Origin of the sequence: Halomonas icarae, from assembly GCF_009901955.1 — a bacterium.
GTDB lineage: Bacteria > Pseudomonadota > Gammaproteobacteria > Pseudomonadales > Halomonadaceae > Halomonas > Halomonas icarae.
The window spans coordinates 675,136-688,497 of record NZ_WUTS01000001.1; the positions used below are offsets into that span (position 1 = coordinate 675,136).

The following is a 13,362-nucleotide window of genomic DNA, read 5'->3' on the forward strand; positions in this document are numbered from 1 at the left end:
ATGAACATTACAGGCGTGGCTCGCAGCCCCGCCGAAGGAGGATTAGAGATGACTCAGGCTTTCGATGCCGCCGCCCAGCAGACCCTGCTGGAGAGCCGTTCCCGACAGGCCGTGGAACTGGCCCGGAAGCTGGGGGCCGACGCCTGCGAAGTAGGCGCCAGCGTTGACCAGGGTGTCGGCGTCAGCGTTCGCGAAGGCGAGGTGGAAACCGTCGAGCTCTCGCGCGATCAGGGCATTGCGGTGACGGTCTATCTCGGCCAGCGCAAGGGCAGTGCTTCCTCCACCGATGCCGGCGAAGCCTCCATCCGTGCCGTGGTCGAGAAGGCCATCGCCATTGCTCGCTATACCGGCGAGGATCCCGCCGCCGGCCTGGCCGACGCCGCGCTGATGGCAACTCATCTGCCGGACCTCAATGTGCACCACCCCTGGGCCTTGACCACCGAGGAGGCGGTCGAGCTGGCGCTGGCCTGCGAGGCCGCGGGCCGCGGCAAGGCCGGGATCAAGAGCTCCGACGGCGCCTCGCTCTCCAGCGGCGAGGGGGTAAGGGTCTATGCCAACAGCCACGGCTTCCTGGGCAGCCAGCGTGGCAGTCGCCACTCACTCTCCTGCATGCTGATCGCTGAAGACGATGCCGGCATGCAGCGTGACTACGACTTCACCAGCGCCCGGAACCCGCGCGATCTGCTGGCACCTGAACGGGTCGGCGAGAGTGCCGCAGAGAACACGCTGCGCCGCCTGGGAGCAAGGCGTCCGGCTACCGGGCGGATGCCGGTACTCTTCGACCCGAATCTGGCCGGCGGGCTGGTCGGCTCGTTGATGAGTGCCATCGCCGGCGGCGCGCTGTTCCGCCAGGCAACCTTCCTCTGCGACCGTCTCGGCGATGCAATCTTCCCGGAGTGGTTCAGCCTGCAGGAGAAGCCCATGGAAACCGGTGCCATGGCCAGTTCGCCCTTCGACAACGATGGCGTTCAGACTCGTGACAATCTCTTTATCGACAAGGGGCGACTGGCCAGCTACATGCTCTCGGCCTATAGCGCGCGTCGCCTCGGCATGCAGACCACCGCCAATGCCGGCGGGGCTCGCAACCTGCGGATCACGGCGCCGCTGGCATCACGCGATGAGCTGCTTGCCCGCATGGACAGGGGGGTGCTGGTCACCGAGCTGATGGGGCAGGGGGTCAATGGCGTCACCGGGGACTACTCGCGGGGGGCGGCCGGCTTCTGGGTCGAGAATGGCAGGATTCAGTACCCGGTGGAGGAGTTCACCATTGCGGGAAACCTGGAAACGATGTTCAGGGGGCTGGCTGGCGTGGGCAGCGATATCGATACCCGCGGCAGTATCCATACCGGCAGCTGGCTGGTCGACGAGATGACGGTGGCCGGTGCTTGACCCCTTCGGGGAGTTATACGCCATGAGCTTTAAGCGGTAAGAGAACATCACTGCCACCGGCAGAGTCGATGATATCCTCTCGGCTTACGGCTTACGGCTTACGGCTTACGGCTTACGGCTTACGGCTTACGGCTTACGGCTTACGGCTTACGGCTTACATCGTTCAGTCATCCTCGTCGAAGCGGGCGTCGAACAGGGCCTCGATGGCGTCGAGGGCCTGTTCGGCGTCCTTGCCTTCGGCACTGACGGTGAGCTCGGTGCCGCAGGGAGCGGCCAGCATCAGCAGCGACATGATGTTATTGGCTTCCCCCCGCATCGGGCCGTTGGCCACCTGAATGCGGGCAGTAAAGGGCTGGCAGCACTGGACCAGCTTGGTGGCGGCGCGGGCATGAAGCCCACGCTTGTTGGTAAGGGTCAACCTGCGTTGCGGCACGCTCAACTTCCTTGATGAGGTGGGGTCTCGGGGCCGGGCAAGGTGTCCTGAGTGCCCAGTTCGCGATGGCGCAAGCGTACCCGCGTCTGCTGCTGGGCGAGCTGCCTGGCCAGGCGCTCGGCGAGATAGACCGAGCGGTGTTGCCCTCCCGTGCAGCCGATGGCCACGGTGAGATAGCTGCGATGGCTGGACGCGTATCTGGGCAACCAGCGTGTCAGCCAGTCGTGGATGTCGGTGAGCATCTCCTGCACCACCGGGTAGTCCTCGAGAAAGGCGACGATCTCGGCATCCTGGCCGTTGAAGGGCCTGAGGCGTGGGTCCCAGTAGGGGTTGGGAAGGCAGCGCGCATCGAACACAAGGTCGGCGTCCAGGGGGACGCCGCGCTTGAAGCCGAAGGACTCCACCGTGAGGGTCAGCTGCTCGGGGCGATGATGGGCTACCTGGTCGGCGATACGGGCGCGTAACTCATGGACCGTCAGTCGTGAGGTATCGATTACCAGGTCGGCCAGGTCGCGAATCCCGGAGAGTGCCTGCTCCTCGGAGTCGATCGCCTCGGCGAGCGTCATCTCGCTCTCGCGAGTCAGCGGGTGTCGACGCCGGGTGGCGGAGTAGCGCTCGATCAGGATGCGTGCGTCGGTGTTCAGGTAGATGACCTGGCAGTCGATACCGCGTTCACGCACCTCCTCCAGGAGGCTGGGGAAGCGCTCCAGGGCCTGGGGGAGGTTGCGGGCATCGATGCTAACGGCGATTGAGGTGCGCTGGGACTCGGGGTTGCTCAGTTCGTCAACCAGCGAACCCAGCAGCATGGCCGGCAGGTTGTCGATGGCGTAGTAGCTGAGATCCTCCAGCGCTTGCAGGGCGATTGACTTGCCCGAGCCGGAGCGGCCGCTGATGATCACGAGTCGCATGGAGGTCTCCTGGTCGTTCTGGCTGAGGGGTGCTCGTTACCGCTCAACCCTGTCGTCGAATGGCCTCGATAAGGCTGTCGTGGAGGTCGCGCTGACTCGAGCTGCGGCGCAGGCGCGTGCGGGTATCGACGTCGTTCATGATGCCGGCCAGCTGGGCCAGCAGGGTCAGGTGGGCCGCATCGGCCTCTTCGGGAACCAGCAGCACAAACACCAGATCGACGGGCTCTCCATCGATGGCGTCGAAATCCACCGGCTCCGTCAACTTGAGAAAGCCGGCGATGGGCGCCTTGCAGTGCGGACTGCGCGCATGTGGAATGGCCACGCCGTTGCCGATGCCGGTGCTACCGAGACGCTCGCGGGCAATTAGCCTCGCGAAGACTTCCTGGCTGTCGAGGCTGGGCGTGTTCTGCGCAATGAAGGTGCTGAAGAACTCCAGCACCCGTTTCTTGCTGCCCCCGGGCACATCGAAGAGGGTGCGCTCCGGGGGAAGAATGGTTTCGAGTGAGGACATCGTGGGTTCAGCGGGCACCGGCGCCCTGGGCGCGAGCCTGGGCCTTTTCCTTGTGCTTGACCAGCTGGCGGTCCAGCTTGTCGGCGAGCGAATCGATGGCGGCGTACATGTCGACATCCTGGGCTTCTGCATGCAGCTCGGCACCGGCAACATGCATGATGCAGGCGGCGGCCTGGCGCTCCTTCTCGACAGATAGGGTCACCTGCACGTTGGTGATGTTGTCATAGTGGCGCTCCACGCGAGTCAGCTTCTCGTTGACATAGTCACGCAGGGCATCGGTCAGTTCCACATGAAGGCCGGTGATATTCACTTGCATGACACGCTCCTTGCTCGATGGTTGTGATTCGATTGTAACCCTTTTTCATGTCTTGCATACCCCCTGTCGGTCCCGGGGGAGATTCCCGCCATGTTCAAGGGGTTGGGCCGGTCGAGCAGGGGGTGATGGTGCCCTGCCCCATGTGCTCAGCGCAGGCGCTTGCGCTCGCTGGAGGAGGGGATGCCCATGGCCTCACGGTACTTGGCAATCGTCCGCCTGGCGACCTGGATGCCGGCCTCATCTAGCAGGGTGACCAGGCGGCTATCGGATAGCGGCTTGCGTGGCGGTTCATCCTGAATCAGCTTGCGGATGCGTGCACGAATGGCGGTGCTGGAGTGGCGATCGCTCTCGTTGCCGACCTGGCTGGAGAAGAAGAACTTGAGCTCGAAGACCCCGCGAGGAGTGTGGATGAACTTCTGGGTGGTGACTCTCGAGATGGTGGATTCATGCATCTCCACCGTCTGGGCGATATCGGCCAGGGTGAGTGGCTTCATGGCTTCTTCACCCTGCTCCAGGAAGTTGAGTTGGCGCGCCATGACTTCGCGACCCACTCGCAGCAGGGTGTCGTTGCGGCTGCTAAGGCTCTTTATCAGCCAGCGCGCCTCCTGGAGGTGCTCCTTGAGGAAGGTGTTGTCGTCACTCTTGTCGGCGCGGCGGACCAGTGCCGCGTAATCGGGCTGGATGCGCAGCCGTGGGATCGCCTCGGGGTTGAGTTGGACGTGCCAGCCACGTTGATCGTGGAAGGCAACGAGATCGGGAATCACGTAGTCGTCGGTGACGCTTGAGAAGGCGCTGCCGGGACGAGGATCCAGGCTGCGCACCAGGGCGATGGAAGCGTCGAGCGCCGTGTCATCCACCCCCAGGCGCCGCTTGAGCAGGCGGCGGTCATCGTTGCCGAGGGCCTCAAGGAACTGTCGGACCAGGCGTCGTGCCTGGGGTAGGTGCGGCGTATCGTCGGGGAGGGCGGCGAGCTGAAGCTGCAGACATTCACTCAAATCGCGGGCGAAGATCCCCGTGGGTTCGAACTGCTGCAGATGGCGCAGGACTCGCTCCATCTCCTGGCTGCGCAGGTCGGACAGTCCCTGCTGTCTCAGGCCGTCTCGAATCTCGTCGAGGGGAGCCGTTAGGTAGCCGGCATCGTTGACGGCGTCGATAAGGCTCTCGGCGATCTGGCGCTCCCGTGGGTCGAGGTCGCTCATCGCCAGCTGCCAGGAGAGATGACCGTGCAGGCTCTGGCCTTCCGCCTGGCGCTCGAAATCGGGTCCCTCTCCGCCGCTGGGCGCCGCCAGGTCCTGGTAGGTATCCGACCAGTCGCTGTCGGTGGCGAGCTGCTCGGGAATCTCGCTTGCCCAGTCGTCCTGCGCAGGCTCCTGGGTGGCCTGCTCACCGAACTCATCGTCAAGCTCCAGCAGCGGGTTGCTCTCCACCGCCTGCTGGACCTCCTGGCGTAGATCTAGGGTGGAGAGCTGCAGCAGGGCGATGGCCTGCTGCAACTGGGGGGTCATGGTTAGCTGGGTGCCGATCCGTAGTTGCAGAGATGCCTTCATGGCCATGGCAGGCGTCCTCCTGGCATGTCGGAAAGCCTTACCCTAGTGCCTGGCAGGGCATCGTGCAATACGACCTTAAGCAATAATCATGCCATTGGGTGAACGCTATCGCGCTGGCCTGCTGCTGCCACAGCCGTCACAACCGTCTCCAGGCGCGAGGGCGCTTGCGTCAGAGGCGGAAGTCGGCACCGAGATAGACCTCGCGCACTTTTTGGTTGGCAAGGATCGACTCGGCATCGCCCTCGGCGATGATCTGACCGTCGCCGACAATGTAGGCGGTGTCGCAGATGTCGAGTGTCTCGCGGACATTGTGATCGGTGATCAGAACGCCGATGTCGCGAGCCTTCAGCTGACGAATGACCCCCTTGATCTCGCCCACCGAGATGGGATCGACGCCGGCGAAGGGCTCGTCGAGAAGAATGAAGGCGGGCTCGGTCGCCAGGGCCCTGGCGATCTCTACCCGGCGGCGTTCGCCGCCGGATAGGCTCATGCCCAGGTTGTCGCGAATATGGGTGACATGGAACTCCTCGAGCAGCTGCTCCAGGCGCGCTCGACGTCCGTCGCGATCGAGGTCGCGGCGGGTCTCGAGGATCGCCATGATGTTGTCGGCCACCGACAGCTTGCGGAAGATCGAGGCCTCCTGGGGCAGGTAGCCGATGCCGGCCCGGGCCCTCTCGTGCATGGCGGCGTGGGAGAGGTCCAGCTCGTCGATGGTCACCGTGCCCGCGTCGGCGCGCACCAGCCCCACGATCATGTAGAAGGAGGTGGTCTTGCCGGCGCCGTTGGGGCCGAGGAGTCCGACGATGCTGCCTTGCCGGATCGACAGGCCGATGTCCTGTACCACACGGCGGCGCTTGTAGCTCTTGGCGAGATGGCGGGCGTGAAGGGTCTTCATGGTTCCCCTTGCTGCTGTTCCGGCTGGAGGGTCATGCGAATGCGCTGGCTGCCTTCGACCCCCTCGGCATCGGCGCGGGCCTGCACGACCCGGCGATCGAGGAAGTACTCCAGGTAACCGCCCTCGAAGGTGTCCCCCCCTTGGTGGAGTTCGGCGCGGTCGATCAGCTCAACACGACGCTCGGCCACATGATAGACAATGGTGCGCCCCCACCCCTTGATGACGGGCTCGGCGGGGTTCGGCTGCTGCTCGAGATAGGCTCGGTCGCCGATGGCGGTGGCCCGGGAGAGTTCACCTGCCGCGTTACGGCGGATCTCCACGCGATTCCCCGTCAGGCGCATGCTGCCCTGGCGAATATCCACGTTGCCGGTATACACGGCGGTGCCGGCGCGGTCGTCAAGGTCGAGACGGTCCGCCTCCACCAGAATGGGCGCACTGGCATCCTGATTGTGAGTCTGGCTCTGTGCCAGGCTGGCAGGGGCAAGAGGCAGCAGCGTCAGCAACAGGGCTCCGGTCAACAGTGAGGATAGGGGGCGCTTCATGACGAGGACTCCTCGAAGGTCTCGGGCGGGTGGTGGCCGCGCACATTGTCGGTCAGGCGTGCCCGGTTGTCATGGACCCAGGCATCGAAGCGCTCGCCACGCATATGCTGTGGAGGCTGGCGCAGGGTGGCAGGGGTGGTGCTCCAGGCGTGACCGGTGTCGGCATCATAGTGCAGGGTGTCGGTCTCCAGTGACCACCGCTCGGCGGGGGCGAGCAGCCTGGCCTCGCCCTCGAGCCGCAGCGGATTGCCCCCGGGCCCCAGCCGGCCGCTGTCGGCCTCGGCAAGCCAGAGCCGGCCGCCACGGTCGTGGAGCTTGATATGTGGTGTCTCGAGGCGGGTCACATCATCCTTGGGGGTGTGGACCAGACGGGTGGTCGTTACCTGCTGGTGCAGGCGCCCCTCGGCATCGAAGCGTGTCAGATGCGCATTCTCGAGATAAAAGTCGGGCTCCCCGGCGGCATCGCGCGGTATCTGCTGGATGGTGCCGGGGTCACGTAGATCGAGCAGCGCCAGCCCGCCTCCCAGTGCCAGCAGCAACAGGGCCAGTCCGGTGCGAAAGCCAGGGCGCGGCAGGCGCATGATCCTAACCAGCTCCGTGCAGGTAAGTGTCGACGACCGCATCCCAGTGCCCCTGGGCGCGCAGCAGGGTATCGGCGATCTCGCGGGCCGCTCCCTGGCCACCGCCGCGCTCGGTGACCCAATCCGCATGCTTCTGGATATAGGTCGGTGCGTTGGGCACGCTGATGCCGATGCCGGCACGACGAATGGCGCCGACATCGGGCATGTCGTCACCGCAGTAGGCCACCTGCTCGAGCTCAAGCCCCAGACGCTTGGCGAGTTCCCGCAGGACCGGAAGCTTCTTCTCGACGCCCTGGAAGACATGCTGGATACCCAGTGCCGCGGCGCGGTGACTGACCATGCTCGATTCGCGGCCGGTGATCAGCGCCACTTGGAAGCCGGCACGCTTGAGCAGCTTCAGGCCGTGGCCATCCTGTACATTGAACGCCTTGATCTCGATGCCATCGGCCTGAAAGTAGAGCTGCCCGTCGGTGAGCACGCCATCGACGTCCAGCGCAAGCAGGCGAACCTGGCGTAGACGGGCGGTGAGCTGCGGGTCCTGGAGGGGGGAGGTATGGGGCATGAGGGCTCCGTATCGTTGGGGTCAGATCACACCGCTGGCCAGCAGGTCGTGCATATGCAGGGCGCCAACCGGGCGCCCCTCATCATCGACCACGGCCAGGGCGGAGATGCGGTGGTCTTCCATCAGGCTGACTGCCTCGGCGGCCAGGGTGTCCGGGGTGGTTCGCTTGCCGGGGCAGGTCATCACGTCATCGACGCTCAGGCCGCTAAGGTCGCTGTGCAGGTCCAGGGTACGGCGCAGGTCGCCGTCGGTGTAGACCCCGGCGAGACGGCCGTCAGGTGCCACCACGCAGGTGAAGCCCAGACCCTGGCGGGTAATCTCCAACAGGGCGTCGCGCAGCGGACTTCCCAGGGGGACCTGCGGCAACCGACTACCAGTGTGCATCAGGTCGCTGACGCGCAGCAGCAGTCGCTTGCCGAGACTGCCCCCGGGGTGTGAGAGGGCAAAGTCCTCGGCGGTAAAGCCGCGGGACTCCAGCAGCGCTACGGCCAGGGCATCGCCCATGGCCAGGGCGGCGGTAGTGGAGGCGGTGGGCGCCAGGTCGAGGGGGCAGGCCTCGCGCTCGACCCCGGTGTCGAGATGGGCATCGGCGTGGCGGCCAAGGCTCGACCTGGGTCGCCCGGTCATGCTGATCAGCGGTACCTTCATGCGCTTGAGCAGCGGCAGCAGAGCGGTCACTTCGGCGGTCTCGCCGGAGTTCGAGAGGGCCAGTACCACGTCGCCGGGGGTGATCATCCCCAGGTCGCCGTGACTGGCCTCCCCGGGGTGGACGAAGAAGGCCGGCGTGCCGGTGCTGGCAAGCGTCGCGGCGATCTTGCCGGCGATATGGCCGGACTTGCCCATGCCGGTGACCACCACGCGCCCGCGGCATGCGAGTATCAGCTCACAGGCGTGGTCGAAGGCCTCGTCGAGGCGTGCCGCCAGGGCGTCGATGGCTTGCTGCTCGAGGCGCAGGGTGCGTCGGGCGCTGTCGCGAAGGGCCGATCCGGCCCCAGGAGTTTCGGGTGTCATGATGCCGATTGTTGCCTGTTGTAAGGGTTCACTCAAGGGCTGCCGCCGAGACTGGCCGTGCCGAGCCAGGTCAGGTAACCGGCATAGGACGCGGCCAGCACCGCGCCGGGAAGTCGGCCGAGGTGGTTGCGGCGTTGCCAGAGCAGCAGTGCACCCAGCGCCAGAGTCAGCACCAGCAGCACGGGATAGTCACGCTCGCCGGCGGCGGGATCGGCGGCGCCGGGCGCCAGCAGGCCCGGGATCGGCAGTACTGCCAGCAGGTTGAAGAGATTGGAGCCGATCACATTGCCGATGGCGAGATCATGGTGACGCTTGAGCGCGCTGGCCACACAGGCCGCAAGCTCGGGCAGGCTGGTGCCGATGGCGACGATGGTCAGGCCGATGACGAGTTCGCTGATGCCCAGGTCGCGGGCGATCTCGCTGGCCCCCCATACCAGCCCGCGGGAGCCGGCTACCATCACGGCAAGTGTTGCCACCAGCCATAGCAGGGCACGAGTCAGCGGCATGTCGGGGATTTCGCCCGCCACTTCCTCCTCGGCATCCGGCGTATCGGCACGGAACAGCCACCACAGGCTGAACAGTAGCAGGGCAATCAGCAGTGCTGCATCCAGGCGGCCGAGGTGGCCGTTGGCCAGGGCGTAGCCGGCCAGGCCGGTGGCGCCAAGCAGCAAGGGGAGTTCGCGGCGCACCACGGAGAAGCGCACCGGGATGGGCACGACCAGGGCGGTGACACCCAGCACCAGGCCGATATTGGCAATGTTGGAGCCCAGGGCGTTGCCGGTGGCCAGGTCGGGAATGCCGTCGAGGGAGGCCATCAGCGACACTACGATCTCCGGTGCCGAGGTGCCCAGGGCAACGATGGTCATGCCCACCAGCATGGTGCTCATGCCCGCGCGGCGGGCGGTGGCGGCCGCCGCACCAACGAAATGGTCGGCGCTCCACAGCAGGGCCGCAAGGCCCAGCAGTATGGCGATCAGGGGGTACAGCATGACAACTCGGCTCGCTCAGTCGGTAGCGGAAGGTCGCCATTAAACGTGCTGGCCAGGCAGGGTGCAACCCGCCGCACCGCATCGGGCTAGCGTCTGGCAGGATGGTTAGGATACGATGTTCGATAATTTTTTCAGGATGGCTTGGCCGATGAGTGACACTCCCTTCGTGGTGGTGGAGGGGCTGCATTTCGCGCGTGGCGACAGGGAGATCTTTCGCGGCGTCGACATGACGATCCAGCGTGGTGGCGTTACCGCTATCATGGGCCCCAGTGGCAGTGGCAAGACCACCCTTCTCAAGCTGATCGGCGGTCAGCTCGTGCCGGATTCGGGGCGGGTGCTGATCGATGGCCAGGATGTCCATCGCCAGTCGCGGCGGGACCTCTTCACCATGCGTCGCCGCATGGGCATGCTGTTTCAGAGCGGTGCGCTGTTTTCCGACCTGAGCGTCTTCGAGAACGTGGCCTTCCCTCTGCGGGTACATACGGATCTGCCCGAGGCGATGGTGCGTGATCTGGTGCTGATGAAGCTCGAAGCGGTGGGACTGCGGGGCGCTCGAGAGCTGATGCCGGCGGAGCTTTCCGGGGGCATGGCGCGCCGCGTGGCCCTGGCGCGGGCCATTGCTCTGGACCCCGAGCTGATCCTCTATGATGAGCCTTTCGTCGGCCAGGATCCGATCTCCATGGGGGTGCTGGTGCAGCTGATCAAGCGCCTCAATCAGGCGCTGGGGCTGACCTCGATCGTTGTCTCTCATGATATCAAGGAGACGCTGAGTATCGCCGACTATGTCTATGTGGTGGCCGATGGTCGCGTGATGGCTCACGGTACGCCCGAGCACCTCGACGTGGATCGTGATCCGCGTGTCAGTCAGTTCGTGCATGGGGAGCCGGATGGACCTGTGCCTTTCCACTACCCATCGCAGGACTTCGTCAGCGACATGCTTGCCCCGGGGGGCGCCCGATGATCCATCGAATTCGACACCTGGGGCGCCGCGGCTGTGATCTGTTCGAGGCCCTCGGCCGTGCCGGTCTCTTCCTGTGTCAATCCGCCGTGGGGGTGCCGAGCAGGGAGGGGGTCTATCTCTGGGTGCGCCAGATGCACTTCGTCGGTGTGCTCTCTCTGGCCATCGTCCTCGTCTCGGGGCTCTTCATCGGCATGGTGCTGTCGCTGCAGGGCTATACCATTCTGGTCGACTTCGGTGCCGAGGATGCGCTGGGCCAGATGGTGGCACTCTCGCTGTTGAGGGAGCTGGCCCCAGTCGTGGCGGCCCTGCTGTTCGCCGGTCGGGCCGGGTCGGCGCTCACCGCCGAGATCGGACTGATGAAGGCGACCGAGCAGCTGACCAGCATGGAGATGATCGGTGTCGATCCGCTGCGCCGGGTGGTGGCGCCGCGCCTGTGGGCGGGCTTCGTGGCCCTGCCGCTGCTCACCGTGGGCTTTGGTGTGGTGGGTATCTACGGTGGCTACCTGGTCGGGGTCGACTGGCTGGGGGTCTTCGAGGGCTCCTACTGGTCCAATATGCAGGCCAGCGTCGACTTTATCGACGACGTGGGTAACGGCATCATCAAGAGTCTGGTGTTTGCCGTGGTGGTGACCTGGATCGCCGTGTTCCAGGGCTATGATCTGGTGCCGACGTCGGAAGGCATCTCGCGGGCCACGACACGCACCGTGGTCTACTCCTCGCTGGCCGTGCTCGGCCTTGATTTCGTACTGACCGCCATGATGTTCGGCGGGCTCGCCTGATGACAAGCGTCTGCCCTGTTGTATGGAGATTCTAGATGAAGCGCAGTAAAACCATGGAGCTGGGGGTGGGGCTGTTCATGCTTGCCGGTATTCTCGGCGTGCTCTTCCTTGGCCTGCGGGTCAGCGGCCTGGCGATGCAGGCCCCCAGCGATACCTTCCGCCTGGAGGCCAACTTCGCCAATATCGGCGGCCTCAAGACACGGGCGCGCGTGACCATGGCGGGCGTTACCGTGGGGCGCGTGGCGGCCATCGAACTCGATACCGACTGGTACGATGCCAGGGTGGTGCTGGAGATCGATGACGAACTGGAAGGTCGTCTCTCCAGAGATACCACCGCGTCGATCCTGACCTCGGGGCTGCTCGGGGAGCAGTACGTTGGCCTTTCCGTGGGGGGGGATCCCGAGACGCTGGCCGACGGCGATACCCTGCGTGATACTCAGTCGGCGCTGGTGCTCGAAGAACTCATCCAGCAGTTTGTGTCGAACATGGTCAGCGACTAGGGCGCCGATCGTCTGATGCAGGCTGACTCCTCCTTAATGACCCCGATATGGAGATGTTGAACATGATTCGTATCCCCTTGACCCTGGCGGCACTGCTGCTGAGCATGCTGTTCAGCCTGGCGGTCCAGGCGGCCCCCGAGCGGCAGCCCGACGAGGTCATCCGCCACAGTGTCGAGACGTTGACCGGCAAGATCGAGGGCAGGCGTGACCATTTCGCCGAGAACATGGCCGAGCTCGAGGCGCTGGTCGACGAGAGTCTCGACGAGATCGCCGATTTCCGTTATATCGGCGCCAGCGTGATGGGGCGTTACTTCTCCAATGCCACGCCCCAGCAGCGATCGCGCTTCGTCGATACCTTTCGCCAGACCCTGATCGATACCTATGCCAAGGGGCTGGTCACCTTCGACTATCGTGAGCTGCGTGTGCTTTCCAGCCAGGGCCCCAGGCGCCATGAGGATCAGGCCAGCGTCGATATGGAAGTGGTAGCCAAGGATGGCACCGTCTATCCGGTCAGCTATTCACTGCGTCTCTCGGGCGATGAGTGGCGAGTGGTCAACGTCATCGTCAATGGCATCAATCTGGGACTGACCTTCCGTAACCAGTTCGATCAGGCGATGCGCGACAACGCGCGCGACTACGATGCCGTCATCGATGGCTGGTCGCCCGATGTCGGCGTCGAGGAACTGGAGCAGGGCGCGTGAGCAGGTTGCTGGCACGCAACGGCCTGGACCTCGAGGCCAGGGAGAAGTGCCTGGTGGTCTGTGGTGCGGTGGGCTTCGAGCACGCCGCCGAACTCGCCGATGCAGGCAGCCGCTGGCTCGCCCGGCGCCAGGCCGGGGAGGTCGTCAGTTTCGATCTGCGCGGTGTCGCCGGCGTCAGCAGTGCGGCACTTACGGTATTGCTGGAGTGGGCGCGCGCGGCACGCCGGGCCGGCCTGACTCTCGAGCGAGTGCGCCTTTCCGCAGCGCTGTTGCGGCTCACTGATCTGGCCGGCCTCGAGCGCCTGCTGCCGGTGGAGTCGATGCGCGGCTAGTCGCGGCCAGCAGGGGCGATCGCCAAGAGCGGTGCTTTTCATTACCATGGGGCATCCATAATCCGCCGTCGACGATGAGATGATGTCATCGTGCGCGGTGTATTTGATCGTTTCCGCATCATATTTCGTACGATAAGGAGTGCCTGACCATGCAACCCAGTGACGTCAAGGAATTGCTCGAGTCACGTATCGATGACTGCGAGTTCCATATTCAGGGCGAGGGCTGCAACTTTCAGGTGGTGGCCGTTGGCGAACGCTTTGCTGATCTGTCGCCGGTCAAGCGCCAGCAACTGATCTATGGCGCTCTCACCGAAGAGATCGCTTCCGGCGCGCTGCATGCCGTGAGCATCAAGACCTATACCCCGGCGCAGTGGCAAGGTGCGCCGGAGAATTCCGGCGTCTGAG

The 13,362-nt window shown here is 64.9% G+C and carries 18 protein-coding genes; 7 read left to right on the forward strand and 11 right to left on the reverse strand.

Going from position 1 to position 13,362, the window contains the following annotated elements; genetic code table 11:
• Positions 1-48 precede the first annotated feature (48 nt).
• Positions 49-1,389 (forward strand): metalloprotease PmbA, encoded by a 1,341-nt coding sequence (pmbA, locus tag GRB80_RS03075; RefSeq protein ID WP_161422513.1) that lies wholly within the window; start codon positions 49-51, stop codon positions 1,387-1,389.
• A 163-nt stretch (positions 1,390-1,552) separates the two neighbouring features.
• Here the strand turns inward: pmbA and GRB80_RS03080 are convergent, their stop codons facing one another.
• The 11 genes from GRB80_RS03080 to GRB80_RS03130 all read right to left on the reverse strand — a co-directional run bounded on the left by GRB80_RS03080 (position 1,553) and on the right by GRB80_RS03130 (position 9,684).
• A complete protein-coding gene (locus GRB80_RS03080) occupies positions 1,553-1,822 on the reverse strand; it encodes an HPr family phosphocarrier protein (RefSeq protein ID WP_132042299.1) in 270 nt (89 codons plus the stop codon).
• A 2-nt stretch (positions 1,823-1,824) separates the two neighbouring features.
• Complete coding sequence (gene rapZ, locus GRB80_RS03085) at positions 1,825-2,730, reverse strand: RNase adapter RapZ (RefSeq protein ID WP_132042300.1); 906 nt, start codon at positions 2,728-2,730, stop codon at positions 1,825-1,827.
• A gap of 43 nt (positions 2,731-2,773) precedes the next feature.
• Positions 2,774-3,241, reverse strand: a complete 468-nt coding sequence (gene ptsN / locus GRB80_RS03090; RefSeq protein ID WP_132042301.1) for a PTS IIA-like nitrogen regulatory protein PtsN — start codon at positions 3,239-3,241, stop codon at positions 2,774-2,776.
• Positions 3,242-3,248: 7 nt separating this feature from the next.
• Entirely contained in the window at positions 3,249-3,557 is a 309-nt protein-coding gene (gene hpf, locus GRB80_RS03095) for a ribosome hibernation-promoting factor, HPF/YfiA family (protein ID WP_132042302.1), read from the reverse strand.
• Positions 3,558-3,703: 146 nt separating this feature from the next.
• Positions 3,704-5,110: an RNA polymerase factor sigma-54 gene (locus tag GRB80_RS03100; protein WP_132042303.1), complete on the reverse strand. Its 1,407-nt coding sequence runs from the start codon at positions 5,108-5,110 to the stop codon at positions 3,704-3,706.
• A gap of 163 nt (positions 5,111-5,273) precedes the next feature.
• Complete coding sequence (gene lptB / locus GRB80_RS03105; protein ID WP_132042304.1) at positions 5,274-5,999, reverse strand: LPS export ABC transporter ATP-binding protein; 726 nt, start codon at positions 5,997-5,999, stop codon at positions 5,274-5,276.
• Positions 5,996-6,541: a lipopolysaccharide transport periplasmic protein LptA gene (gene lptA, locus GRB80_RS03110; RefSeq protein ID WP_132042305.1), complete on the reverse strand. Its 546-nt coding sequence runs from the start codon at positions 6,539-6,541 to the stop codon at positions 5,996-5,998. Before lptA ends, lptB begins: the two co-directional genes overlap by 4 nt.
• Entirely contained in the window at positions 6,538-7,122 is a 585-nt protein-coding gene (gene lptC / locus GRB80_RS03115; protein WP_161422514.1) for an LPS export ABC transporter periplasmic protein LptC, read from the reverse strand. The genes lptA and lptC overlap by 4 nt, the downstream gene beginning before the upstream one ends.
• 4 nt (positions 7,123-7,126) lie before the next feature.
• Entirely contained in the window at positions 7,127-7,684 is a 558-nt protein-coding gene (locus tag GRB80_RS03120) for a KdsC family phosphatase (protein ID WP_132042309.1), read from the reverse strand.
• 21 nt (positions 7,685-7,705) lie between these two features.
• The gene (locus tag GRB80_RS03125; RefSeq protein ID WP_132042310.1) at positions 7,706-8,695 is read right to left on the reverse strand and encodes a KpsF/GutQ family sugar-phosphate isomerase; all 990 of its coding nucleotides are present in this window, start codon (positions 8,693-8,695) and stop codon (positions 7,706-7,708) included.
• A gap of 32 nt (positions 8,696-8,727) precedes the next feature.
• Entirely contained in the window at positions 8,728-9,684 is a 957-nt protein-coding gene (locus tag GRB80_RS03130; protein ID WP_161422515.1) for a calcium/sodium antiporter, read from the reverse strand.
• 148 nt (positions 9,685-9,832) lie between these two features.
• Here GRB80_RS03130 and GRB80_RS03135 point away from each other — a divergent pair, with 148 nt between their 5' ends.
• The 6 genes from GRB80_RS03135 to GRB80_RS03160 all read left to right on the forward strand — a co-directional run bounded on the left by GRB80_RS03135 (position 9,833) and on the right by GRB80_RS03160 (position 13,361).
• Positions 9,833-10,645 (forward strand): ABC transporter ATP-binding protein, encoded by an 813-nt coding sequence (locus GRB80_RS03135; protein WP_132042313.1) that lies wholly within the window; start codon positions 9,833-9,835, stop codon positions 10,643-10,645.
• On the forward strand, positions 10,642-11,424 hold the full coding sequence (mlaE, locus tag GRB80_RS03140; protein ID WP_132042315.1) for a lipid asymmetry maintenance ABC transporter permease subunit MlaE: 783 nt from the start codon (positions 10,642-10,644) through the stop codon (positions 11,422-11,424). Before GRB80_RS03135 ends, mlaE begins: the two co-directional genes overlap by 4 nt.
• Before the next feature lie 35 nt (positions 11,425-11,459).
• Positions 11,460-11,924: an outer membrane lipid asymmetry maintenance protein MlaD gene (gene mlaD / locus GRB80_RS03145; RefSeq protein ID WP_132042316.1), complete on the forward strand. Its 465-nt coding sequence runs from the start codon at positions 11,460-11,462 to the stop codon at positions 11,922-11,924.
• A 62-nt stretch (positions 11,925-11,986) separates the two neighbouring features.
• Entirely contained in the window at positions 11,987-12,625 is a 639-nt protein-coding gene (locus tag GRB80_RS03150; RefSeq protein ID WP_374708616.1) for an MlaC/ttg2D family ABC transporter substrate-binding protein, read from the forward strand.
• Positions 12,622-12,957 carry an STAS domain-containing protein gene (locus tag GRB80_RS03155; protein WP_161422517.1) on the forward strand — a complete coding sequence of 112 codons (336 nt, stop codon included), beginning with the start codon at positions 12,622-12,624 and terminating at the stop codon, positions 12,955-12,957. Before GRB80_RS03150 ends, GRB80_RS03155 begins: the two co-directional genes overlap by 4 nt.
• A gap of 149 nt (positions 12,958-13,106) precedes the next feature.
• Positions 13,107-13,361, forward strand: coding sequence for a BolA family protein (locus tag GRB80_RS03160; RefSeq protein ID WP_132042322.1), 255 nt, complete (start codon positions 13,107-13,109; stop codon positions 13,359-13,361).
• The last annotated feature ends 1 nt before the right edge of the window (position 13,362 follow it).

What these genes read in the sequence shown, in the direction of transcription:
- pmbA (WP_161422513.1), top strand. Translation starts at nt 49, where the DNA reads ATGACTCAGGCTTTCGATGCCGCCGCCCAGCAGACCCTGCTGGAGAGC.
- rapZ (WP_132042300.1), bottom strand. Translation starts at nt 2,730, where the DNA reads ATGCGACTCGTGATCATCAGCGGCCGCTCCGGCTCGGGCAAGTCAATC.
- ptsN (WP_132042301.1), bottom strand. Translation starts at nt 3,241, where the DNA reads ATGTCCTCACTCGAAACCATTCTTCCCCCGGAGCGCACCCTCTTCGAT.
- hpf (WP_132042302.1), bottom strand. Translation starts at nt 3,557, where the DNA reads ATGCAAGTGAATATCACCGGCCTTCATGTGGAACTGACCGATGCCCTG.
- GRB80_RS03100 (WP_132042303.1), bottom strand. Translation starts at nt 5,110, where the DNA reads ATGGCCATGAAGGCATCTCTGCAACTACGGATCGGCACCCAGCTAACC.
- lptB (WP_132042304.1), bottom strand. Translation starts at nt 5,999, where the DNA reads ATGAAGACCCTTCACGCCCGCCATCTCGCCAAGAGCTACAAGCGCCGC.
- lptA (WP_132042305.1), bottom strand. Translation starts at nt 6,541, where the DNA reads ATGAAGCGCCCCCTATCCTCACTGTTGACCGGAGCCCTGTTGCTGACG.
- lptC (WP_161422514.1), bottom strand. Translation starts at nt 7,122, where the DNA reads ATGCGCCTGCCGCGCCCTGGCTTTCGCACCGGACTGGCCCTGTTGCTG.
- GRB80_RS03120 (WP_132042309.1), bottom strand. Translation starts at nt 7,684, where the DNA reads ATGCCCCATACCTCCCCCCTCCAGGACCCGCAGCTCACCGCCCGTCTA.
- GRB80_RS03125 (WP_132042310.1), bottom strand. Translation starts at nt 8,695, where the DNA reads ATGACACCCGAAACTCCTGGGGCCGGATCGGCCCTTCGCGACAGCGCC.
- GRB80_RS03130 (WP_161422515.1), bottom strand. Translation starts at nt 9,684, where the DNA reads ATGCTGTACCCCCTGATCGCCATACTGCTGGGCCTTGCGGCCCTGCTG.
- GRB80_RS03135 (WP_132042313.1), top strand. Translation starts at nt 9,833, where the DNA reads ATGAGTGACACTCCCTTCGTGGTGGTGGAGGGGCTGCATTTCGCGCGT.
- mlaE (WP_132042315.1), top strand. Translation starts at nt 10,642, where the DNA reads ATGATCCATCGAATTCGACACCTGGGGCGCCGCGGCTGTGATCTGTTC.
- mlaD (WP_132042316.1), top strand. Translation starts at nt 11,460, where the DNA reads ATGAAGCGCAGTAAAACCATGGAGCTGGGGGTGGGGCTGTTCATGCTT.
- GRB80_RS03150 (WP_374708616.1), top strand. Translation starts at nt 11,987, where the DNA reads ATGATTCGTATCCCCTTGACCCTGGCGGCACTGCTGCTGAGCATGCTG.
- GRB80_RS03160 (WP_132042322.1), top strand. Translation starts at nt 13,107, where the DNA reads ATGCAACCCAGTGACGTCAAGGAATTGCTCGAGTCACGTATCGATGAC.